The 23,056-nt window shown below is 44.6% G+C and carries 21 protein-coding genes; 6 read left to right on the top strand and 15 right to left on the bottom strand.

The features are described 5' to 3' along the window. Positions 1–118 precede the first annotated feature (118 nt). The 7 genes from NST34_RS12485 to NST34_RS12455 form a co-directional block, all read right to left on the bottom strand. Positions 119–556 carry a hypothetical protein gene (locus NST34_RS12485; RefSeq protein WP_076283371.1) on the bottom strand — a complete coding sequence of 146 codons (438 nt, stop codon included), beginning with the start codon at positions 554–556 and terminating at the stop codon, positions 119–121. 164 nt (positions 557–720) lie between these two features. Further along, on the bottom strand, positions 721–984 hold the full coding sequence (locus NST34_RS12480; protein ID WP_042126853.1) for a YlbG family protein: 264 nt from the start codon (positions 982–984) through the stop codon (positions 721–723). Between the two features lie 40 nt (positions 985–1,024). After that, positions 1,025–1,462, bottom strand: coding sequence for a YlbF family regulator (locus NST34_RS12475; RefSeq protein ID WP_076282926.1), 438 nt, complete (start codon positions 1,460–1,462; stop codon positions 1,025–1,027). Positions 1,463–1,477: 15 nt separating this feature from the next. Next, positions 1,478–3,409, bottom strand: a complete 1,932-nt coding sequence (locus NST34_RS12470; RefSeq protein WP_076299459.1) for a helicase-associated domain-containing protein — start codon at positions 3,407–3,409, stop codon at positions 1,478–1,480. Continuing rightward, positions 3,406–5,118 (bottom strand): DNA repair helicase XPB, encoded by a 1,713-nt coding sequence (locus NST34_RS12465; protein ID WP_076299460.1) that lies wholly within the window; start codon positions 5,116–5,118, stop codon positions 3,406–3,408. Before NST34_RS12465 ends, NST34_RS12470 begins: the two co-directional genes overlap by 4 nt. 217 nt (positions 5,119–5,335) lie before the next feature. After that, complete coding sequence (locus NST34_RS12460) at positions 5,336–5,767, bottom strand: CBS domain-containing protein (RefSeq protein ID WP_076282929.1); 432 nt, start codon at positions 5,765–5,767, stop codon at positions 5,336–5,338. A gap of 62 nt (positions 5,768–5,829) precedes the next feature. Then, positions 5,830–7,011: a M20 family metallopeptidase gene (locus NST34_RS12455; RefSeq protein ID WP_076299508.1), complete on the bottom strand. Its 1,182-nt coding sequence runs from the start codon at positions 7,009–7,011 to the stop codon at positions 5,830–5,832. 239 nt (positions 7,012–7,250) lie between these two features. Here NST34_RS12455 and NST34_RS12450 point away from each other — a divergent pair, with 239 nt between their 5' ends. Beyond that, positions 7,251–7,598, top strand: a complete 348-nt coding sequence (locus tag NST34_RS12450; RefSeq protein WP_076282930.1) for a YugN family protein — start codon at positions 7,251–7,253, stop codon at positions 7,596–7,598. After that, on the top strand, positions 7,595–8,839 hold the full coding sequence (gene ftsW / locus NST34_RS12445; RefSeq protein WP_076282931.1) for a putative lipid II flippase FtsW: 1,245 nt from the start codon (positions 7,595–7,597) through the stop codon (positions 8,837–8,839). Before NST34_RS12450 ends, ftsW begins: the two co-directional genes overlap by 4 nt. A gap of 90 nt (positions 8,840–8,929) precedes the next feature. Here the strand turns inward: ftsW and NST34_RS12440 are convergent, their stop codons facing one another. After that, positions 8,930–9,295 (bottom strand): Asp23/Gls24 family envelope stress response protein, encoded by a 366-nt coding sequence (locus NST34_RS12440; RefSeq protein WP_042126837.1) that lies wholly within the window; start codon positions 9,293–9,295, stop codon positions 8,930–8,932. A gap of 154 nt (positions 9,296–9,449) precedes the next feature. On the opposite strand from NST34_RS12440, the gene cax reads away from it, so the two are divergent. Beyond that, entirely contained in the window at positions 9,450–10,520 is a 1,071-nt protein-coding gene (gene cax / locus NST34_RS12435; RefSeq protein ID WP_042187348.1) for a calcium/proton exchanger, read from the top strand. Positions 10,521–10,614: 94 nt separating this feature from the next. Here cax and NST34_RS12430 read toward each other — a convergent pair whose 3' ends face one another. From NST34_RS12430 to NST34_RS12410, 5 genes are all read right to left on the bottom strand, one after another. Further along, a complete protein-coding gene (locus NST34_RS12430) occupies positions 10,615–10,911 on the bottom strand; it encodes a YlaN family protein (protein WP_042126833.1) in 297 nt (98 codons plus the stop codon). Positions 10,912–11,123: 212 nt separating this feature from the next. Continuing rightward, positions 11,124–11,369, bottom strand: a complete 246-nt coding sequence (locus NST34_RS12425) for an HPr family phosphocarrier protein (RefSeq protein WP_042126831.1) — start codon at positions 11,367–11,369, stop codon at positions 11,124–11,126. Positions 11,370–11,475: 106 nt separating this feature from the next. After that, positions 11,476–12,591 carry an aminopeptidase gene (locus NST34_RS12420; RefSeq protein ID WP_076282932.1) on the bottom strand — a complete coding sequence of 372 codons (1,116 nt, stop codon included), beginning with the start codon at positions 12,589–12,591 and terminating at the stop codon, positions 11,476–11,478. Between the two features lie 95 nt (positions 12,592–12,686). Further along, complete coding sequence (locus NST34_RS12415; protein ID WP_341127917.1) at positions 12,687–13,439, bottom strand: hypothetical protein; 753 nt, start codon at positions 13,437–13,439, stop codon at positions 12,687–12,689. 247 nt (positions 13,440–13,686) lie between these two features. Beyond that, positions 13,687–15,681: a sensor domain-containing diguanylate cyclase gene (locus tag NST34_RS12410; RefSeq protein ID WP_341127916.1), complete on the bottom strand. Its 1,995-nt coding sequence runs from the start codon at positions 15,679–15,681 to the stop codon at positions 13,687–13,689. Positions 15,682–16,080: 399 nt separating this feature from the next. Here NST34_RS12410 and rpsD point away from each other — a divergent pair, with 399 nt between their 5' ends. Together rpsD and NST34_RS12400 are read left to right on the top strand one after the other, a co-directional pair. Further along, positions 16,081–16,680, top strand: a complete 600-nt coding sequence (gene rpsD / locus NST34_RS12405; RefSeq protein ID WP_042187338.1) for a 30S ribosomal protein S4 — start codon at positions 16,081–16,083, stop codon at positions 16,678–16,680. A gap of 145 nt (positions 16,681–16,825) precedes the next feature. Next, a complete protein-coding gene (locus NST34_RS12400) occupies positions 16,826–19,738 on the top strand; it encodes a transglycosylase domain-containing protein (protein WP_076299463.1) in 2,913 nt (970 codons plus the stop codon). 83 nt (positions 19,739–19,821) lie between these two features. Here NST34_RS12400 and acsA read toward each other — a convergent pair whose 3' ends face one another. Beyond that, the gene (acsA, locus tag NST34_RS12395; RefSeq protein WP_076282936.1) at positions 19,822–21,546 is read right to left on the bottom strand and encodes an acetate--CoA ligase; all 1,725 of its coding nucleotides are present in this window, start codon (positions 21,544–21,546) and stop codon (positions 19,822–19,824) included. Positions 21,547–21,706: 160 nt separating this feature from the next. Here acsA and NST34_RS12390 point away from each other — a divergent pair, with 160 nt between their 5' ends. Further along, a complete protein-coding gene (locus NST34_RS12390; protein ID WP_341054087.1) occupies positions 21,707–22,339 on the top strand; it encodes a GNAT family N-acetyltransferase in 633 nt (210 codons plus the stop codon). A 7-nt stretch (positions 22,340–22,346) separates the two neighbouring features. Here the strand turns inward: NST34_RS12390 and NST34_RS12385 are convergent, their stop codons facing one another. Next, entirely contained in the window at positions 22,347–23,042 is a 696-nt protein-coding gene (locus tag NST34_RS12385; RefSeq protein WP_076299465.1) for a 5'-methylthioadenosine/adenosylhomocysteine nucleosidase, read from the bottom strand. Positions 23,043–23,056 lie beyond the last annotated feature (14 nt).

Raw genomic sequence — 23,056 nt, 5'->3', positions numbered from 1 at the left:
GTGCTGTCTATAAAAGAAACTTAAGTAAGGGATTATGTACGATATGAAGCTTATATATTCTTATTTTCAAAAAGGACATGCAGCCACCGCCGCATGCCTCCTGTTCGCTCTTTATACACTATTTACGTTTACGCTTCTTCTTCGTTAGCTTAGTGCGGCGGGAATTGCGCAGCAGCGAAAAGTAAGTTTTTAAATCTCTCAACTGTGGAGTCGCAGAGATTCTACCAAGAAACGAAACGATGATCATAGAATATAATGGCTGACCTGAAATATCTTTTTCACCTATCAATTCCGTGAACTCAGCGATTACTACAGAGTCATCGTCAATTAAATACGCGTTAAAATCACTGTCTGAAAAGGGCTTGAGCCGATTCTGCATCAGGCACTGCCACATCCATGCGGCGACCTCTTCGTCATCGCTTACACCTTTACCGATCCGGTCCAAATAACGACTCTTCGCATGATTTGTTATAACGATGTCAGCGACCCTGTAGTCGTTCAGCATGATGTGGAAGGGCTCGTAAGAACTGGGCCAATCCGTCCCTTTGTTGCGCATCATCATCACACTCCACCATAAGGGTCTTTGTATGTACTTAATGTTGTCATCTTACCTCATTGCTGAAAGTTGTACAAGTTCCAGAGCACGGAAGAAACCGCGGTTACCCGAGAGCTGCGCATAAAAAAACAGGTGCTACTTAAGCACCTGTTCACCTCCAAGAATTACATACCGTAATTACGGGACTTGTCCGGCCCATTACTGGTATACTCTGTCTTAATTTCGTTTCGATAGGATCTTTCGATCTTACGAACGTAGGAGAGTCTGCGGACATTCTTCATAACTTCCTCGGCACGTTCTGCATTTACATACATCACTGCATAATGCATTTTCCGAGAAACATAATGTAATGTTCCGTATTTCTCAAGGTTACGTGCCGCTTTAACGTCACTTACCCAAATGATGTATCCTGTCCGTTCCGCAAACATAAGCTAAACCGCCTTTCTCTCTCTAAATCCTAAGGGAAGCTTATCCGCAGGAGCATTTTCCCCCGCTACCGCATCCACCTTTAGGGGAAGGATCATTGCTTGGTACTTTAATGCTATCCGATACTGAAAAAGCAATCGCTTCCGACATGGAATGCAGAATGTCATCAAGAGTCTTCTCCGCCTGCTTAAAACGAGCGACCTCTTCAAACTTCTCCAATTCCGCTTCTACTGCCGAAACCTCATCCTTCGCTGAATGATAGTTCGGATGAAAATGTCCGAATCGCTGTGTTTCTTCAAACAACTCCTTCTTGGCTTGAAGCTGTTTGACCATGGCCTGAATTTCTGGGTTCGAATCAACCCGTCCTTTCCAGTATAAGTAATCCGACACTTCGGCGGATTGATTAATCATATCGCCTAATTCATAGGCGTATGTCAGCACTTCAGCCATATCGACCGTATTTAATTCCGCTACGCTCATGAACTCAGCTCTTTTCTACGTTAATGTTCTACCGAATTCAGTAGACTTTTCTATCATACCATAATCACTCGCTTCAGCAGAAGAGGAATTTCTTCGCCTTTTGGGAATTACTAACTTCATTTCCTTCCAGTCTTCAGGGGTCAGCTCTATTTCCTCAACCGTTTCACCATCGTTATACAGCAGATGTCCTGCCACTTTCCAAGGATTACCTTTTATTCTGGAGGGGATGAAATCTAACATTTGGTCCTTTAAGGAAAACCGCACCTTAATTCCCCATTTCAACCCTTGTTCCATTACTTTCTGAGCGGTTGAGCTATGATAATGGCGCCATTCCTTGCTCCAGATCTGTGGTACATTTTCTCCACCTAATAAGATATCCTCCTCCTGCTCAGGAGAAATAACTGGTAGGTTTAAAAAGGGATTCCCTCTGTCGAGTAGCCTTAGTTCAGCATTTAGTTCTGGAAGTGAATACAACGCTTGCCCGGTTTCGGCTTCTTGATGAAAAGAAGTCCATTCAGCATCCACCTCTTCCTCATGTCCTCCAATCATCCTAGAAGGGGCCAATCCTGCTAAGAACAGCTCCTTACGCATCTGCTCCACAGACTCCGGAGATACAAGGAAATGAAGCGGTCCGATACGTTTAAGGCTCTCTTGCAGTCGCGGATGGGCTGCAATAGCCGCTCCGTCCTCCTCCGTCTGACAAGTCAACAGAATCACTTCAGAGAGTGATGTTCGGCCAATGCTCTTTCCCCATTGCTCTAAAGACAGCTCTACCACAGATGGCAGACCACCCAGTGCATGATCTTTAATCCAAGCTATCGCTTCTTCTGGAGGCATCCCTCGCTCTGATGCATGCACTAGCATCTCACGAGTCAGTCGGAAGCTCCACATCGTATCTGTTTGCAGAAGTTCAGCGCATTCAGCTAAAATCCAGCGCACAGTATAGAGAACATCCGGTGGAATCAGGACTTCAAAATCGGGCTGCACAATAAACTGGTCATTCGAATGCTCTGACACAGAATCAGGGGAGGACTCACTACTGTACATTAGCTTCGGTTTTGCAGCAGTCCAGCGAAAACACTGGATACCCTCAGGCGTGCTCCCCAGTTCACACCATCCAAAGCCTGTTAGACAACGAAGCCAGTTCAAGCTTGATTGTTCCAGCTCTTTCCGGGAAACTGTTCCGGTTAAATTCATATCTGCCATCCAGTCCAGAAGCTCAGGCAACGCTGTCCATTTCTCTGATACAAAAGCATTGCTGGATATTAAATAGCGAAAATGCTGATCGGCAGGCCCAATGCTTCCAAAACGATGAATAACAATCCCATACAGGATGTCAGTCATTCTTGTCTCAGGAAGTTGCAACCAACTTCCCAGCATATCCTTGTCCAGTCTATAGCCTGTTTTCAGCCTGGTAATAAGCCCAAGACACAACATGATATCTACTACAAGAGCCGCTGACAGAGCATCCATTTCATTCGAAGGAGTGCCCATAGAGAGCCCCGCTAAATGCTTTTCCTGAAAAGAAAGCTGAGCCGCTAAACGATTTAAATTCTTTTTATGAATAATTCCCTTAGCGGTCAAAGGCAAGCCTTCACGAGCCATGAACAGCAAGGCCCGAAACAGATCTACTGCCAGTCCAGCACCCGCCTCCATGGATAGATTCACTGAATAACCCTCAATAAACTTAGGCTGGTATGGGAAGAATTCTTGTTCTAGCACTAATAATTGTTCAACAGGAATCTGATACAGCTTCTCCCCCAATATTTTATGCCTCGCAGTTAACAACCCCGCGCGCCGCAGTTCATTCATTGCAAGCTTTTGCTCTGCCCGGCAGAGCGTCGTAGGACGCCACCGCTCTTCTTTCCCCTCGTCAAAGGGCTGGGCCGCGTAAGCAGCACATAATCGCTTTAAGACCTCTAAGGCTTCCGCTGATAGCTGGTTCAATGGATCGTTCGCTCCTTTCCGTTCGGCACCATTTTAACGACATATTCATACCCCTGTTCTGTTAAAAACATGCGGCGGCGCATAGCGAATTCCTGCTCCCGGCTATCTTCAGATACCAGCGAATAGAAGTACGCTTTGTTCTCACCCGCCTTCGGACGCAAGATTCGACCCAAGCGCTGGGCCTCCTCCTGCCTGGATCCAAAAGCTCCTGAAACCTCAATAGCAATCGACGCATCTGGCAAATTCACCGCAAAATTCGCTACTTTAGAGACAACAAGCACCTGTATTATTCCCTCGTTAAAAGCTGCATACAACTCATCTCTTTCTCGCTGCTTCGTTTTACCCGTAATCAGAGGTGCACCGATCTTATCCGCCAGTTCAATTAATTGGTCGAGATACTGTCCAATAACCAGAACCGATGATCCCTGATGGGCTTTTAGAATCTCGACTATAACCTCAGCTTTTGCAGGATTGCATGAGGCCATACGAAATTTCTCTTTCGCTTCCGCATACAAATACTTCTGTCTCAGCTCAGAGCTCATCGGTACGATCATCTCGACACATTCTACCTCTGCAATCCAGCCCTGCTGCTCCAGCTCCTTCCAAGGCATGTCGTAACGCTTAGGCCCGATCAATGAGAATACGTCCCCTTCCTTCCCGTCTTCTCTAACCAGAGTTGCAGTGAGACCTAGTCTTCTAGTAGCCTGAATATCTGCTGTAGCCCGGAATACTGGAGCTGGAAGCAGATGAACCTCATCATAAATAATCAAACCCCAGTTGCGTTCATTGAACAGCTTCATATGGAGAAAAGGACCGCCTTTGGATTGACGGTGCGTTAATATCTGATAGGTAGCTATAGTAACAGGCCGCACTTCTCTTTTTTCACCGGAGTATTCGCCAATAGACTCATCAGCCAAATCGGTTCGCTCAAGCAGCTCATCTACCCATTGTCTTACCGAAGTTGTATTTGAAGTTAAGATCAGTGTTTCGCATTGTAGACTTTCAAGAACGGCCAGTCCCACTACCGTCTTACCCGCTCCACAAGGCAACACAACTACCCCGCTGCCTCCCTGCCCTTCTATGCCTTGAAACATCTGGACAGCCTCCTGCTGATATTCACGCAGTCTAAAAGCTTCACCTTTCGCTCCATCCTTTGCGTGATTGTGAGACTCCTTCCAGGTCAAACTTAGAGCTTGTCCGACATGATAACCAGCATAATCCAGTACAGGGTAGCCTAGTCTCATCAGCTCTTGCTTTAAAAGCCCTCGGTTCTCCGCACGGCATGAGCTTTCTAGTGGATTTATTCTCTGCAAACCTAACTCCTTTAGACCTGATTCATTAACTAGTCCATTCAGAATCTCAGCTGTCTCAGCCCTAAGCGTAATGAGCTCATTCGAAGTCTCCTGACCGTGAAGGGTGAGCTTCCCATACCTAGAGAGAAGAGTTGCGATCTCGTCCTCCAGCCCGGCAGGAACACCCCAGCGCGCGAGTTGATGAAGACTTGAAATAATCGTTTCAGCTGTATAATTAAGCGCTGCTGCATTCCATAATGATAATGGAGTGATTCTATAAGTGTGATAAGCCGGAGGACTCTTTACGAGCTCTGCAAAGGTTCCCAGTTCTTTCCTTGCCTTCTCAAAACCAGGATGTGCACATTCCAGTAGAATCGTCCGATCCCTTCGCACAATGCAAGCCCCTGTTTCATTCATAACGTTCCCTCCCCAATCATTAATTTTATTCAAGCCTGCGCTATGTAATCTGCTTACATTCATACAAGCAAAAACGCCTTCGGCATCCCAAAAGGGCGTTAAGCGTTTATGCGAGAAATATAAGGATAATGTATAGTGTGAAATCTATATTTTCTTAGATTTGAACAGGAAAAAGCTCATCCCCGCATAACGGTCATGAGCTTCCCTATCAAACTATTTAATGTAAATGCTGCTGCGAAATATCATGAAGCGCTTCGCCAGCCTCGTCCGCAAAAATGTTGCGCACAGCCAAGTCACCGATGGACACTACACCTATCAGCTTCTGGCCACTAGTCACAGCCAATCTGCGAATTTGCCAGCTCGACATCAGTTCTGCAGCCTCATCTACAGATGCATTCTCTGAGACGGTCTGAATTTCTCTACTCATTACCTTTTCCACAGCTGTTGATCCAGGGTGTTTAGCCGCGTAACCTCTAATCACTAGATCACGATCTGTAATTACACCGAGTAATGTCTTATTGTCTTCATTATCAATGACTGGTATAAATCCAGTGTCATGCTCTCTCATTTTAACAGCGACTTCATACACATTATCCAGTAGTGTAACTGTTACTGGATCCTTCGTCATAACCTCTTTCACTGTCTTCAAGAACGAACCCTCCTAAACGTAATCTCCATGTTATGGAATAGGTTCTCCTCTATGAAACGAAATTATACGATTGTCTTCTCTTGCAAACAGGAATTCGCCATAGCGATCAATAATTTCATCCCATGCAACATAGCATCCTCGTCAAAATCAAACTTGCTATGATGATGCGGGTAAGCTGCATCTTTGTCTGGATTCCCAGCCCCTACGAACATAAAGCAGCCAGGAATTTCTTTTACATAGTAGGCAAAATCCTCAGCTGGCATCAGCTTTTCCATGCGAATCACTTGAACAGCTTCTCCTAGTGCTCCCGGTGCCACCTCGGAAAAACGCTGGTATTCCCCCTCGTGATTTACGAGTGGCGGATATCCCATAACATAGTCTATCTTAGCTTCTGCACCGTATGCGCCAGCTATTGAAACTGTCATTTCTTCGATTCTGCTGCGGATCAGATAACGGGTCTCCTCGTCGAACGCCCGTACGGTTCCTGTAATGCGACAACGCTCAGCTATGACGTTCTGGGCGAATCCCCCTTGAATGGTTCCTACACTGAGAACAGCGGGCTCCAGCGGGTTCACAGAGCGGCTTACGATGCTCTGAAGCTGAGTCACAAGCGCTGCCCCGGCTACAATACTGTCTATCGTGCGATTCGGCATACCGCCATGTCCGCCCCTGCCGATGATATCAATGAAAAATTCATCAGCAGATGCCATAAGAGGTCCTGGCGCACTGCCCACGGTCCCCATTGGAAGCGGAGTCCACAAATGCAAACCATACACCGCATCCGCGCCTTCCAGCACGCCTTCGGCAATCATCCCCTGTGCTCCACCCGGGCATACTTCCTCCGCAGGCTGAAAAAGAAAACGCAGCTCCCCTTCTAACTCTTCAAGGCGGCTGCTATAGTAAAAGGCTACACCCAGCAGTATTGAAGTGTGTCCATCATGCCCACAGGCATGCATAACCCCTTCATTTTGCGAAACGTAGTCATTCTTATTCTCCTCTTTAATAGGTAGTGCATCCATATCCGCGCGAAGGACTACCGTTTTCCCCGGCCGATGTCCTCGCAATATACCTGTTACACCATACCCGGACGTGCTTCTTCTAACTTCGATGCCGAATTCTGCTAACTTGTCTGCTATAAATGCTGACGTTTCCTTTTCATGAAAAGACAACTCCGGATGACGGTGTAAATGGCGTCTCCATTCCACGATCTCCGGCATGAGCGAATCAACCGCTAAGCTCTTCATACGTTCTCCATCCCCTTCTTCATAAACCCGCATCAATAGCATGCGACAGCAGTCCTGTACACTTTGTTCCAGCCGTATACGGCTATAATTCTTTTATTGTAGCAGAAACGCAAAAAACTGGGTATCGTTAGGAGGTGCCTACTCTTGCACAACGTTTAGAAACATACTATCATGAGGTAGAACATCAGCAAACGGATCATGAATTCATCATTATACTTCATAAGGGGGATATGCGTGCTATGATTTTTGAGAACACGGGCCTCGTAGGATTGAAGAGTGATCTTCTCTATCTGGACGAGAGTGCGACAAAGGCTGGCTTCATTCGCTGGCAATGGGAATACTATCGTGCCACTTACGACTGCAAAATTGAAGACCCACAGGATGGTGGCGAATACTTTCTACGCATCAACACTCGCGCTGTCGAGGGGAAGCTGGAGAAAGCTGATGCCGTACTTGCAATTGAAGCCGTATACTTAGGGAAAGCAACATTCCCCCATGGCCTGGAGTATGACTCCCCGGTACCTAAACCAGTATTGGACACTGCTGCTACTCGGATTCTCGAATTAAAGCAGATGTTGGAGGCTTGAGTAACAGAAAGGGAAAGACGAAACAAAATGTCAGCCTGCCCAAAAGAGGAACACCCGATTTCCAACTACTTATCTTAACACTACTACTTGTGGGTTTCGGTCTAGTCATGGTCTTCAGTGCTAGCTCCAGTTTGACCTTAGCAAGCTCGAAGTTCAGTAATGACCCTCTATTTTTCATGAAACGCCAGATGATATGGATCGTACTTGGAATCGTTGTTATGTTTACAGCCATGAACATTCACTACAGTAAATTCAAGAAGTGGTATGTGCCTATCTTTATCATCACCATAATTCTCCTGCTATTTGTAGCCTTTTCCGAAAGAATCAATGGCGCCAAGAGCTGGTTAAGTATCGGGACGCTAGGGATCCAACCTACCGAGCTGGCCAAAATATCAATTATCCTGTATCTCTCTGCACTAATTACCAAAAAAGGTGAACGGTTTAGAGATTTCCGTACAGGATATATCCCTGTAATGGTCATTGTGGGTATAGTTGCCGGACTTATTATGATGCAGCCAGATTTGGGCTCATGCCTTATTCTCGTGGCTACCAGTGGACTTGTCATTTATGCAGGCGGTGCCAGCATGAAGCATATCCTGGGCTCTATTGCACTCTTGGTGCTAGGGGTAGGAATTGTTATGGGGGCTAAAGCAGCGATTGATTCCCTTTCCCCCGCAACCGACAAAGTAGCCGCCAATCAAGACTATAAAAAAGGCCGTATTCAAGCTTTCATAGATCCCTATCAGGATCCTGAAGGCGAAGGATATAATATTATTCAGTCTTTGACCGCTCTCGGACAAGGTGGAGTCAGTGGCTCTGGCTTTGGCAAAAGCATTCAAAAGCTGGATTATCTTAAATACCCGTATACGGACTTTATTTTCCCTGTGATTGGTGAAGAATTCGGCTTTGTAGGAACGGCATTATTTCTGATGTTATATCTGTATTTTATCTGGCGAGGTATTTTAATCGCATTAAGGTGTAAGGATCCCTTTGGCACACTAGTGGGCATTGGTATTATGGGCCTCATTGCCATTCAGGCCTTTGTCAATATTGGTGGTGTAACGAAGACGATTCCGCTTACTGGTGTAACCTTGCCATTTATCAGCTACGGCGGTTCTTCACTTCTTGTGAGTATGCTGTCCATGGGAATTATGCTGAGCATTTCAAGAGAAACTAATCTTCCAGCTAAAGAGGAAGTCACGAAATCTGTAACTACGGTTAGACAAGTTCGTTCCCGGTAAGATTCATAAATCCGGATGTAATGGAATATATAAAAAAGCAGTCCAAGTTAAATATCTTGGACTGCTTTTTTGTGTACAAGCACTTTTGCATTAAGCAATTTCATCGTTCTTAAAGGCTACGCCTTCAACTTTGACATTCACTTCAACAATATGAAGTCCAGTCATGCTCTCCACAGCTTCGCGTACGTTCTGTTGAAGCATCCGGCACACTTCATGTATCGGAGTTTCATAGAGAACTATAATACGCAGGTCTACTGCTGCTTCTAGCTGTCCCACTTCAACGGTAACGCCCTTTTGGACGTTCTTGCCACTAAGACGCTTTGCCCAGCCCTCTGATAGGCCACCTGACATGGCTGCAATACCTGGAGTCTCCAAGGCAGCCAATCCGGCAATTTTCGAGACGACGTCATTTGAAATTCGTATATTTCCCATTTCCAATTGAAGTTGTTCTGCCATGCCATATCCCCCCTTAACTCATTATCAATTATTGTAATTCCTAAACAGGCTAAAAAGCAAATCAGTTTCTCGCTTTCTCGTTTACACTTAGGAATAATTTGGGTATATTGATTATGAATTGATCCTGAATACATAGATTGGAGTGTACTTTACATTGAAAAAATGGATTTCACCAGCTTTGCTGGCAATCACCTTTATCCTTAGTGCCATAGGACATTATGCAGATTGGGACCACACGCTTCAGTTCGTTCTCTCTGCAGTAGCCGTTGTGTTTGTGGCTGGCTTTCTGGGCCGCGCCACAGAAAGTGTAGCACATTATGCTGGACAGCGGTTAGGCGGCTTCCTAAACGCTACCTTCGGTAATGCCGCAGAGCTAATCATTGCCTTTTTCCTAGTGAAGGAAGGACTGTTTGACATGGTGAAAGCCAGTCTTACCGGTTCCATTATTGGCAATCTGCTGCTTGTCCTAGGTTTAAGTATTTTCGCTGGCGGAATGAAGTTCAAAGTACAGAACTTTAACGTAACCCTTGCCGGTATGAACGGCTCCCTTATGATCGTAGCGGTGATCGCTTTATTTGTACCGGCTATGTTCTTCAATACCCATTCCATAACTGAAAAAGATACAGACGTGCTGAGTTTAATCGTTGCTGGGCTGCTCATCGCTTCGTACATGGCCTGGCTGGTCTTCTCCATGATTACACACAAGAAACATCTAGAGGACGTTACAGAAGCCGGTAAGGAAGAAATGGCTCATGAGCATGCGCCTAAGTGGTCCAGAAACAGATCCATCCTTTATCTACTTCTTGCTACCGTGATGGTAGCCTTTGTGAGTGAGTGGCTGGTAGGGACGCTTGAGACACTAACTGAGCGCTTTGGATTTAGTGAACTGTTTGTAGGCGCCTTCCTCGTGGCAATCATCGGTAATGCCGCAGAACATAGTGCAGCCATTATGCTAGCCATGAAGAACAAAATCGGTGCGGCAGTAGAAATCGCTGTCGGGAGCAGTCTTCAAATTGCACTATTTGTAGCGCCTGTACTTATCTTCGCCAGTTATTTCATGGGTGATACTATGGACATTGTGTTTACAACGATCGAAATTGTCGCCATTGGTGTCGCGGTCTTTATTGCCAAATCAATCACTCAGGATGGTTCGACCAACTGGTATGAGGGTCTCTTGCTATTAACGGTTTATCTAATTCTCGGAGTCTCCTTTTATCTAGTATAAATACCTACCTATTCATTCTATAATTCTCAAAAAAAACGCACATGAGTGACGATCTGTCCTCATGTGCGTTTCTATGAATACTATAAATCAAAACTTATTCTTCTTTTGCTTTGTTATTCAATGCCTCATAGAGTACTGCTAAATTCCGCTCCAGCTTACTCAGCACCATTTTACCGGTAATCTCTGGCACCAAACCTGCTCTAACCGCAAAATCGACCTCTCTTGAGAAACCGTACATTTGGGTATCAAGCACTTCCTCATAGAGAGGGCAGTAGCGTGTTGCCAGATTTTCCATCTGCACTTCAATAAGTTGCTGAATTTTATCGGCATCTTCTTGTAGAAGATTGATCGCTTTAAGATTAAACTGTTCCTGTAATTCCGACGAAGTCATGCCTCTTCCCCCCCATGTCCAAAAGTTAAGCTGCTTTTACTATTTTACTTAATATTAGTCGAAATCGGATATCAATACAACAATTCTGTTTATACTAACCATTTATTTGAAATAAGCAGCTATGTTGTTTATAAGGGCTGGCATTAATTCCTCATCTATTTCTAGAAAAAACGCCCCACCGTAAATCGGTAGGACGTCTTTACATACAACTATTACTCAGCTACAACTGTAAAGTTCAAACCGTGTTTAGCAAAAACTTCACTCATTGCCTTCTTAGCTTCTTCTGCATCTGTTCCGTGAACATGAAGCTCGTAGCTTTGGCTTGATACCAAAGTCGTGAACAAACCAAGGATACTCTTAACATCAATGTACTTGTTGTCCGCTTGAAGAACGATTGAAGAGTTGAACTGACCTGCCGTTTGAGCAATATCAACGATTGCCGCATTGTTACTGGACATAGAAATCCCTCCGCAACTTGATTATGAAACATAAGTCATTTGTAATCATTTCTTATGATACCTTGAATCCGCTTACTTGTGCAAGGTGTTTTCTTACTTTTACAGCTTATTTCAAGTTTTCAGGATTCAGACCTTCCAGTTCTGGTAACACGAAGATTCCATCCTTACGGATTAATACATCGTCAAAATAAATCTCCCCGCCGCCATAGTCTGGACGTTGGATTAATACAAGATCCCAGTGAATGGAGGACCGGTTTCCGTTATCTGTAACATCATATGCTTGTCCTGGTGTAAAGTGCAGGCTGCCTGCAATTTTCTCATCGAACAGAATGTCATTCATTGGGTGCAAAATGTAAGGGTTAAAGCCTATGGCAAATTCTCCAATGTGACGTGCGCCGTCATCTGAATTCAGGATTTCATTCAAGCGAGCGGAGTCATTGCTTGTTGCTTCAACAATTTTACCGTTCTCGAATTTGAATTTGATATTTTCAAAAGTCACTCCGTTATAAACGGATGGTGCATTATAGCTGATCGTTCCATTTACAGAATCACGAACAGGAGCGCTGTAAACCTCGCCATCCGGAATATTCTTTTGTCCAGAGCATTTCTCTGCACCGATTCCTTTGATGGAGAACTTAAGATCTGTTCCAGGACCTGAAATATGTACCTTATCTGTTCTGCGCATGAGATCAGCCAATGCATCCTGAGCCTTGTCCATTTTGGCGTAATCCAAATTACACACTTCGAAATAAAAGTCCTCAAATGCTTCTGTACTAATATTTGCAAGCTGAGCCATACTCGCATTGGGATAACGTAATACTACCCACTTCGTATGCTTCACGCGTTGTTCACTATGCACTGGATGGGAATACAAAGAATTATACAATTTCATATTTTCTTCTGGAACATCGGACAGGTCATTTACATTCTCACCTGCACGGATGCCGATATAGCAATCCATTTGCTTCATCCGGTTCAAGTCAATTTCAGCCCATGTCTGAAGACTCTCACGTGTTGCATATTTAAGCATGCTGCGTAGGACTGTACGATCTGTCAACTGAACAAAAGCATGACCGCCAGCTTTACCGATTTCCTCAACAACAGCTTTGATTAAATCTCTTTCATTGCCAATCATTTCTACAAGCACGTTCTCGCCTGGCTGAACATCTACGGAATAACCTACAAGATTTGCCGCCAGCTTTTGAATTCTGGGATCTTTCATTGTGTACTCTTCCTTCCTCTGTCTGAAAAATAAGCATGCTGTTCTATTGTAGCACGCCCTTTATGGAGCGCAAGACCTGCATAACCATGTAAAGATTAACGGTAACCTGTGAAATCCACCTTAGATACATAAGTTTCATTTTCAGATTTATTCATCATTTCACCGGAATAGCTTACTTTTCGATTCAAGGTAAGCCTTCTGGGAAGATTATGCTTCTTATCAACCGTTAGGTGGTAGACCGTTTCTACATTAGCCTGTTTCAGCTTTTGCTGTAGCTCATTGTTTTTCTTCTGCCACAGCTTCTCCAAAGCTTTCATCACTGCCTGATCAGCCTCTGCGTTGTTCTCAGCGGATTCGGGGACTTTAGGACGAAGGTTCTGCATTTCTTTCTCCAATTCAGCTGACAGCTGCTTCCTAGCCTCTGAAGGCGTCAATTCGATTCGCAGCACACTTGTCCCTCTGCCAGCTCCAGCCTCTTCGGTTACACTCGTCTCCATGGACTCAAGCTCCTCGAGTTGCTTTAGCGGATTTAGCGCAGGTAATGGATTTCCCTCCTCCGAGGAATTTTCAGTAGTCTGAAGTTCCCATCTGCCCTCTTTTTTCTCTAACTGACTGTAATAAGGTTTCAGAGCATATGCGCTACTCTTTAAGTCTTTAACGCCATCAGCTGCTGTTTTTTTGGTCATGGATTTATCTGGAAGAAGCGTGTACAGCTTGACCTTTTTATGATCCTCCACTGTGCCTCCGTAGAACAATAAGGATTCAGGGACCGTTGTTCCCCCTTGTTTCAGCACATTTGCCCCTTCAAAAACAACCTCATCACTTCCAGCCATCCCTGCCAACGCCAAACTTAAATCTTCCTTCGCAGGTTTGTCTCTTATGACGCTACATCCGCTACATAACAGGCAATACAGTGTCAGAACTAGAGGGACTCCTCCCTTAAGTAATAATAGCTTTCTCACGGACCTCAGGCCTTTCTCGGAGTATTTTGCTTAAGTACAACCCACGTATAGGGTTCTCCCTTCCTGCAAGCCTTATACCGCAATTAGAGCCAGAATAACTGTGCATATAAAAAAAGAACCCATGAGGCTTACCTCACGGATTCTTAATATTGCTATCATTTTCTTTCGTATCAAAAACAACTTGGTTCCGGCCGTTATTCTTAGCTTTATACAGCGCCATATCCGCTCGATAAAATAATGACTCAACACTTACTCGATCGTCCATCCAGCTCCATTCCGCTATTCCGCAGGATACCGTTACACTAGGTTCAGTTTCTTCCATAACGCGTTTGCGTATACGCTCAGCTACATAACCCGCCTGCTGCATTCCCATTAACGGTAAATAAACGGAGAGTTCCTCCCCACCCCACCTCGCAGCAATGTCGCCTTGACGGATGGAAGATTTCACAATTTCACTAACCTCTTTTAGAATCTTATCGCCTTTTTGATGACCATAGGTATCATTCACGATTTTGAACTGATCAATATCCACAACAATTAAACAACCGCAGAAGTCCGTTGACTGTCTTTCTTTTATCTCTTCGTCCAAATAATGACGAGCATAGAGACCTGTTAGGCTATCTCTATTCGCAAGACGTCTGACTTCAGCATGTAGCCTGGCGTTACCTACTGCTAGACCAATATGTCCCGCCATCGCCTGCAATAGCCTGTAGTTGTCATAGGAAAAATAATGAGAATCTCGATGTGCCAGCATAATCGCACCTCGCACTTCTCCACCTACACTAAGAGGTGTGGCAATCAACGACTGCGAACCGGTAGCATTCATTAGTCGGGAAGTTGTCTTAGGATTATCTATGTAGTCAGACATGATCAGTGACTCACCTGTGGAATACACCTTTCCACCTAAACCTGCCCCTACTTCTAATACTTCATTCTGCAATGACGGATGGTTGCAGGCAATAACTTCTAGGCCACCCTTTTCCTCATTCATATGTAAGATACAGCAGTAATCTGCACCAAACATTTCAAGTAGCTCTTCAAACGCAAATTGAAAAATATCGCCTAAACGCAAGCTTTGATTCAAACGCTGGGTAAGCTCATTACTCATGCGAAGCTCACGGATTAGCTGATTGGAGCGCTCATAAAGCTTGGCGTTCTCAAAAGCAGTCCCTGCCGTATCGGCTACCATTGTGAGAAACCGCAAATCAACGTCAGGGAAGATTGGATTATCCATCACCATATGGAATACCCCATAAACCCCCTGCTTACCACCTAACGGAAGCCCTATTTCTACATTTCGGTGATTTTCATCACTAGTGTGCAGCGCAACACGTCCATCCTTGAACGCCCTGGCACAGACATCATCACTGGACATGTGGAAAGGTAACGGTTTGACCTGCGGATTAGTGCTGCGATGATCTTGTGACATATACAGGTCGAGTCTGGCTCCAGGATACATCGCAGAGATGCTATCAATGACTTCCGAAAGTACAGCATCTACATCAATATTGTCATGCATCCGCTGAACAATCTGAAATAACAATGAACGACGATTGCTTTCACGTTCTGCATGAATATGGGTACTTGCAAGATCAGCTACAAATATATGTTCAAACTTATGATAAAAACAGGTGCGGTAATGCAGCGACATAGCTTCTGCAGTATCTCGTCCACCCATTTCATATTGTTGCGTAGGCATAGAACAGCCCAAAAATGCAAAAATTTTATTGTCGACGCGAGTGAATAGCGGTATGGTAAAAAAACTCAGATCCTTACCTTCTACGGTTAACGGAACGGCAGAGATTGTTTCTGAAATCAAGCTAGAAGCCGCCGCCTGTTCCCACTGCTGCCTCCATAGTTCTTGTTGATCCAAACTATTGTTTATATATTTTCCTTCAAAATTCAGCACACACCATTCCCATGATCTAGAGAATGGAAGGACATTGAGCCCACCAAACCATTCATTGAAACTGTCTGCAATCAAATTTGCTAGATAAGGGAAGTCATGCGTTACTATTTCCGTTTCCCTAAGCCAGGCGGTGGGATCTTCGGAATCTCTACTAGCGTGTAAGTTGTCCTGTAACAGCATACGGCTGTCTTTATGGACGTATGCTTTCTGCTCTGACATAACGAAGATCCCCTTTGCATCTTGATTAAGAAAACTATCTTCCCTAGTAACAACTAATTAACTATATTTTACTCCCTTTCTTTGTGCATTGCATTATATTTTCATCATTTCCGGGACTTTTTTTTAGGACCAAAGAACTATCGACAAAGATTGACAAAAACTCTTTTAATAAGCGCTTGACTTTATATACTGTATTCATATAATATTTATTGTTGAACAAGACTGTAACAAGTCTTACTTGGGCGTAACGTTGTGTCACCCTCACGCATTTCGTTACTGCCAGGGCAGCGGCTGAACTTCCCTGGCAGTGTGGAAGCCATTAATGCTAATCACGGATACGAAATGCGGCGCAAATAGGCCCTACCCTGAAATTTCAATTATAAAGGAGTCTACTATAACATGGCACGTTACACCGGACCTAAATTCAAACTCAGCCGCCGTCTGGGAATTTCCCTTAGCGGTACAGGAAAAGACTTGAAACGCCCTTTTCCACCAGGACAACACGGAGCTAACCAACGCAGAAAAGTAAGTAACTACGGAATGCAGCTTTTGGAAAAACAAAAACTGCGTCACATGTATGGTTTGGGAGAGAAACAATTCAAAACTCTCTTCACTAAAGCACAAAAGCTTCCAGGTCTTGCGGGCGAAAACTTCATGTTCTTGCTTGAAAGCCGCTTGGACAACCTAGTTTACCGTCTTGGATTTGCTAACTCCCGTGCTGGTGCACGTCAGTTGGTATCCCACGGACACGTAACTGTTAACGGCAAAAAAGTCGACATCGCTTCTTACCGTGTAAGCTTGGGCGACGTTATCGGTCTTCGCGAAAGAAGCCAAAGCATGGCTTCCATCAAAGAAGCTCTTGCTAACCGTTCCCACCTTCCAGCTTACCTGGAATCTGCTGAAGGATCTTTCGAAGGTAAATACATTCGTTTGCCAGAACGTTCCGAGCTTTCCCAGGATATCGATGAGAAACAAATCGTCGAGTTCTACAACCGTTAATATCTCGCTTATAGCGAGTATGACCAAAGCCTCCGGATTTATCCGGAGGCTTTTTGTTATTCTAATAGGTAATGAACACTCCGACTGCATTCAAAATCGCCAATTTGTGCTATAATAATTCCGTTAAAAGGAGGAATTATCGTCGATGGTTCAAGAGAACAAGAAAAAAAACGTAAAGAAGCCTTCACCCCGCAGATCTGGGCTTAGCAGGTTCGGTTCTGTAGTTAAGTGGATGTTTATTCTTGGCATAATAGGCATTCTGTTCGTCGGTGGTGCAGCAGCAGGATATGTCACTTCCATGGTGAAAGATGAACCTGTTCGCTCTGAGGAAATGATTCAACAACAAGTCGGACAAAATGCGATCACCGGATTCGCATACTTCCGTGATGGCGCACCGATCGGCCAGCTTCGTACAGAAGAAGATCGAAGGCTCATTCAATACAACGACATCCCCCAGATTATTATTGATGCAGTTCTCGCTATAGAGGACAATAATTTCAATGAGCATAATGGCGTGGATTTCAAAGGCACCTTACGTGCCGTCAAACAAAAGATATTAAATGAATCCGTTCAGACCGGAGGCAGTACACTTACTCAACAGCTCGCAAGACGTGTATTTCTCAATCTGGATCGAACAGAAGATCGTAAAGCAAAAGAAATTCTACTTTCACTTAGACTAGAACGCTTCTTGACCAAGCAAGAGATTTTAACGGCTTATCTGAACAAGGTTCCGTTCGGTAATGGCTCGAATGGCTATAACGTATTTGGGATTAAAGCTGCATCCAAAGGTATATTCGGTCTGGATGATCTAGACAAGTTGAATATTGCCCAAGCGGCGTATTTGGCCGGTCTTCCACAGCTCCCCTCCGCTTATTCAGCATTCAATGGTGTTGGAGAATTCAACGCAAAGGCGTTCAATAGAGCTATGGATCGTCAACAGCTTGTACTTCGTCGTATGCTAGAGGAGAACAAGATCACTACCTCCCAATATGATGAAGCACTCAAGTTTGATATTAAAAGCTCTCTCGCTCCTCACACTAAGAAAGCCTATGCTACATATCCATACCTAATGATGGAGACGGAGCGTAAAGCATCTGAGATTCTTTTGTCACTAAATGAAAAGAATAACAGTACAGCTGATACCACTAGCTCTAGTGATAATGCCGTACTTCTTGAGGAAGCAAGACAACAGTTAATGACCGGCGGTTACCGAGTCTATACCACGATTGATAAGAAAGTATACAGTGCAATGCACAGTATTTCCGAAGATAGTAGTAATTTCACCAAGGACAGCAAAACAAAAGGTGTTGAACAGACGGCTGGCATTTTGATCAACAACAAGACCGGAGCCATTCTCGGTATGATTGAGGGCCGCGATTTTAATATCGAGCAAATGAACTACGCAACCCAAATGGTCCGGCAACCCGGCTCAACGATGAAGCCGATTTCAGCATACTTACCTGCCTTAGATGCAGGACTGATTCAACCTGCTGGAATCTTAGATGATGCTCCAATCATTTTGAAGGATGGCGGGAAAGGCTTCCATATCCCTAAAAATGCTAACAATCGCTATCAGGGTTTAGTTACGGCTCGCTATGCACTTAATAAATCCCTCAACATACCGGCGCTTAAACTATTTAACGAGAAGGTCGGAATAGAGGATGCTTGGGCCTTTACTAAAAAGCTAGGGATCACTACACTCACCGAAGATGATTACAGAGCGCAGACTGGGGTTATAGGTGGTCTTCGATACGGTACATCCGTTGAGGAATTAACCAATGCCTATTCCGCCATTGGCAATAAGGGAGCATTTAATGATGCTTATATGATTGAGAAGATCGTGGATTCGGAAGGCAAGATCGTTTATCAGCACAAGGTTAACCCTGAACAAGTATTCTCTGAGCAAACTGCTTATCTAATGACCGATATGCTGCGTACAGTAATCACAGAAGGTACTGCAAGCACAGTAAGAAGAGATTATAAACACTTTAAAGACGTTCCTATTGTAGGTAAGACTGGCTCCACTCAGAACTATGGAGATGTCTGGTTCATGGGCTACACCCCTGATGTCACACTTGGCATGTGGGTTGGTTATAAGGAACAAATTAATACCCTTACAGGAGATACACAAAAACGACAAGCACAGACCTTATGGGCTAAAGTCATGAATGCTGTTATCGATAAGCAGCCAGACTTGTTCGTTACAGACAAATTCACACAACCTGAAGGAATTACCAAAAAGACAGTTTCCGCATACAGCGGTAAGCTGCCAACGGCTCTAACTGACAAATTCACAACGGATCTTTTCAATGCGAAATATGTACCTAAAGAGAGCGACGATGGGATTTCCAAAGCCAAGTATATTACTTACAATGGCGTCAACTATATCCCACTCGAAGGTACACCGGAGGATTTCCTGAAAGAAAAAATCGTCGTTAAACGTGAAAAGCCGATCCAGGAATTAGTTAAGGAACTCTTGGCAGCCTTCCCTAAGATGAAGGAGCATAAATCCCTGGAGTATTATATGCCAGCCGATGCTAAGACAGATTTCCCTACTGAAGTCGATCCACGCGTGGACGACGGTACTTCGCCTTCTGCTCCTGGAAATGTAAGTGTCTCATACAGCACTGGAAAAGCTGTGATCAGCTTCTCCCCAAGCGGCTCTCCAGATGTAGTAGGGTACCGCTTATACCGTTCTTTAAACGGCGGGTCTTTCCAGAAGCAAGCTGTAATTATGGCTGACGAGAGCAAGGTATTCTCGCCAGGAACTCCTGCGAGTGCCAATGCAACATTCTATGTCAGTGCTGTTGATGTCGCAGGTAATGAGACAGCTTCTGGTAGCGTTGCTGGAGGCACTACACCAACTCCGGAAGCAACACCAACTCCAGATCAGCAACCGGAGACAACGCCTCCTACAGGCTCTGAGAGTACACCAGGAGAGGATATCGAGATTCCTGGAACCATTCTACCTACGCCTACTTCAACGCCATCTGGCGAAGGTAGCAGTAACGGAAACAGTAATAGTGGTACAGCCGGCAATACGACTGGAAACCATTAACCGGTAGTCCGAAGAATAACTTCACACAGCAAAACACCGTTCCCTTGAATTCTTTAGGGAACGGTGTTTTTTTATGATCCATTCTAATCTTCTATCGTTGATAAATCGCCAGTTGGGAGATGAAGCTCCCAAGCCTTTAATACACGCCGCATGATTTTACCTGATCGTGTCTTAGGAAGTTTATCCTTAAATTCGATCTCTCTCGGCGCAGCATGCGCAGACAGTCCGGCTTTAACAAATGCCGCGATCTCCTCTTTGAGAGCAGCTGTAGGAGTATAGCCTTCCCTCAGCGAAATGAAAGCCTTGATAATTTCCCCACGCACCAGGTCTGGTTTACCAATTACACCCGCTTCTGCCACAGCAGGATGCTCTACCAATTTACTCTCCACTTCAAAAGGTCCTATACGCTCACCAGAAGAGTTGATAACGTCGTCAATCCGTCCTTGAAACCAGAAATATCCATCATCATCCATATAAGCAGAATCACCAGAAATATACCAACCAGGAATGCGGAAATACTCCTCATACTTCGCCTTATTGTTCCAGATCGAATTCATCATGGATGGCCAAGGTGTCCGTATTGCAAGATTCCCCATTGAGAATGGTGGGAGAACATTGCCTCGATCATCTAAAATCGCTGCTTCAATGCCTGGCAACGGACGGCCCATAGAACCTGGTTTGATATCCATTCCAGGATAATTACAGATCAGTTGCGCTCCCGTCTCTGTCATCCACCAGGTATCATGAATGCGCTGATTGTAGAACTTATCTCCCCACCGCACCACTTCAGGATTTAACGGTTCTCCAACAGACAGGACATGGCGCAGGCTGCTCAAATCAATTCCCTGAATTGAACTCTCTCCTGCCCCCATCAACATACGAAATGCTGTAGGTGCACTGTACCAAATACTAACCTTATTTCGTTCAATCGTCTTATACCAATCCTGAGGACTAAAGCGTCCCCCTCTCACGACATTCGTTACCCCATTTAACCAGGGAGAAAATATTCCGTAAGATGTTCCTGTCACCCAGCCTGGATCAGCTGTACACCAGTAAATATCATCTGGACGTAGATCCAGCACCACTCTACCTGTATAATAATGTTGAATCATTGCTCTTTGCACATGATAAACGCCTTTAGGTTTTCCTGTAGAACCAGATGTATAATGCATGATAAGGCCATCGTCCAGGTCAAGCCATTCCAATTCGAGCTCAGAAGACGCGTTATCCATCTCCTCAGTGAAACCTAAGTTACCTTGCTCGATATCAGTGGTACCGCCTACTAGAAAAATATGACGCAAATTCGGAAGCTCATCTCGCTTCACACGATGAAGTAGTTCAGGTGTAGTAACCAAAGCAACCGCACCACTATCCTCCAGCCGGTCCTTAACTGCTGTTTCCATAAAGGCTTCGAACAGAGGGCCCGCTATTGCCCCAATCTTCAGAATACCTAGTAAGCTAAAATATAGTTCCGGTTGACGAGGCATAAAAATAAATACCCGATCTCCCTTCCCGATACCATATTTACGCAATACATTTCCGAACCGATTCGACCGTTCCTGCAGATCGGCAAATGTATAGGATTCATCCCGCACCGCATCACTGTAGAGCAGGGCCGTTGCCGCTCCCCGTCCTTCTTGAACGTGGCGATCCACTGCTTCATGTGCCATATTAACCTTTCCAGTGTCATACCATGAGAAGTTACGTTCAACATCCTCCCACTTAAAATTGGCTACTGCCTGGGTGTAATCAGACATATTGGAGCTCTGCACACGGCCAGGCAAAATTTCGCTATGGACTTGACCCATCACTCTTGCCTCCCTCACTCGTTTGATTTAAGCTTTAAGGGTAAGACTCTTCTCTTAGATAATGATGTCAATGCAATGAATGTGAATTTTTTATGTCTGAATTAGTATAACATAGCAAACGTTTACATTCCATATTTTATCATCCGAAAGGAGCACGGCTATGGAGCATCGTAAAATCCCTGTTTCCCATACGCTTTCATATAAAGGTAGAACAATAACAATAAGTGGCCCCCGATCTCCAGAGGACCTTAAAGCCCTCCACATGCATCATGATCTTGACGCCTTCCGCAAGCCGATTGAACAGCACGAAGCTCTCATAGAGATTGCTAGCCTGCCAGAAGGACGTATAATTACAGCTGTAGAAGATGGCACTATAATTGGCTATGTAACTTTTCATTATCCGGATGAAATGGAGCTTTGGTCACAGGGTGGAATGATGGATCTAATTGAGCTTGGAGCTATTGAGGTGAGTAATGATTATAGGGGAGCCGGACTAGGCCGGCTGCTGATTTCCACTGCTTTTGAGCAAGAGCAATTGGAGAATTGTATCGTCTTTACAACAGAGTATTATTGGCACTGGGACTTAAAAGGAAGTGGGCTTGATGTGTGGGCTTATCGTCAAATGATGGAGCGGCTAATGAAAACTGTAAATATGGTTTGGTATGCTACGGATGATCCCGAAATCTGTTCACATCCAGCAAACTGCCTAATGGTTCGTATTGGACAAGAGGTACCTATGTCCTCACAGGAGACTTTCGACAGGGTACGCTTTAGACAGCGCTTCATGTACTAAACGAGTATTAAAGGTGCTGCAGCATATATTCTAAGATAGAATGTGAGCGCCCTGAGGCTTCCACCGTGAACTCCTTAAAACTCACATTTGCTGACCCGTCAGACTTATCAGACATCGAACGAATAATAACAAAGGGAGTGGCGTTCATCACACACACTTGTGCAACCGCCGCCCCTTCCATCTCCACGCACGCTCCGTCCAATTCCTCTCTTAATTTAGCTACAATCTCCGCATTAGAAATGAATTGATCACCTGAAAGTACTTTGCCGACCAAGTACTTTTGGCCTAACTCGTTACACGCCCTCTCAGCAAGTAGCACCAATGAAGGGTCTGCCTGAAAGACAGAATTATCCTGATAAGGTATTTCACCTTTTGAAAAGCCAAGTGCTGTAGCATCCATATCATGCTGAACACAAGTAGATGATATAACAATATCTCCAATATTCAATTCAGGGTGCACAGCCCCAGCAACCCCAGTAAACAACACACGAGACACACCAAAGGAATCAATTAGAATTTGTGTCGTAACTGCTGCATTTACTTTACCTACCCCAGATTTACAGAGCACTACAGACTTTCCTAATATATTTCCTATGTAATAATGAATTCCTGCCTTGACCTTCGTCTCCTTATTCTCCATCCTTTCTAGTAATAGCTTAATCTCTTCATCCATCGCACCAATTAATCCGATTATTTCAGGCAAAGATAACGCCTCCT

Source organism: Paenibacillus sp. FSL H7-0714, assembly GCF_038003765.1.
Taxonomy (GTDB): Bacteria; Bacillota; Bacilli; order Paenibacillales; family Paenibacillaceae; genus Paenibacillus_AQ.
Note: the sequence above shows the minus strand (reverse complement) of the source record. Positions and strands in the feature narration are given on the sequence as shown.

Excerpts from the sequence above, each read along its gene's own strand:
- NST34_RS12485 (WP_076283371.1), bottom strand. The coding sequence starts at position 556 with ATGCGCAACAAAGGGACGGATTGGCCCAGTTCTTACGAGCCCTTCCAC.
- NST34_RS12480 (WP_042126853.1), bottom strand. The coding sequence starts at position 984 with ATGTTTGCGGAACGGACAGGATACATCATTTGGGTAAGTGACGTTAAA.
- NST34_RS12475 (WP_076282926.1), bottom strand. The coding sequence starts at position 1,462 with ATGAGCGTAGCGGAATTAAATACGGTCGATATGGCTGAAGTGCTGACA.
- NST34_RS12465 (WP_076299460.1), bottom strand. The coding sequence starts at position 5,118 with ATGAATGAAACAGGGGCTTGCATTGTGCGAAGGGATCGGACGATTCTA.
- NST34_RS12455 (WP_076299508.1), bottom strand. The coding sequence starts at position 7,011 with ATGAAGAGCTTAGCGGTTGATTCGCTCATGCCGGAGATCGTGGAATGG.
- NST34_RS12450 (WP_076282930.1), top strand. The coding sequence starts at position 7,251 with ATGATTTTTGAGAACACGGGCCTCGTAGGATTGAAGAGTGATCTTCTC.
- NST34_RS12440 (WP_042126837.1), bottom strand. The coding sequence starts at position 9,295 with ATGGCAGAACAACTTCAATTGGAAATGGGAAATATACGAATTTCAAAT.
- NST34_RS12430 (WP_042126833.1), bottom strand. The coding sequence starts at position 10,911 with ATGACTTCGTCGGAATTACAGGAACAGTTTAATCTTAAAGCGATCAAT.
- NST34_RS12425 (WP_042126831.1), bottom strand. The coding sequence starts at position 11,369 with ATGTCCAGTAACAATGCGGCAATCGTTGATATTGCTCAAACGGCAGGT.
- NST34_RS12420 (WP_076282932.1), bottom strand. The coding sequence starts at position 12,591 with ATGAAAGATCCCAGAATTCAAAAGCTGGCGGCAAATCTTGTAGGTTAT.
- NST34_RS12410 (WP_341127916.1), bottom strand. The coding sequence starts at position 15,681 with ATGTCAGAGCAGAAAGCATACGTCCATAAAGACAGCCGTATGCTGTTA.
- rpsD (WP_042187338.1), top strand. The coding sequence starts at position 16,081 with ATGGCACGTTACACCGGACCTAAATTCAAACTCAGCCGCCGTCTGGGA.
- NST34_RS12400 (WP_076299463.1), top strand. The coding sequence starts at position 16,826 with ATGGTTCAAGAGAACAAGAAAAAAAACGTAAAGAAGCCTTCACCCCGC.
- acsA (WP_076282936.1), bottom strand. The coding sequence starts at position 21,546 with ATGGGTCAAGTCCATAGCGAAATTTTGCCTGGCCGTGTGCAGAGCTCC.
- NST34_RS12390 (WP_341054087.1), top strand. The coding sequence starts at position 21,707 with ATGGAGCATCGTAAAATCCCTGTTTCCCATACGCTTTCATATAAAGGT.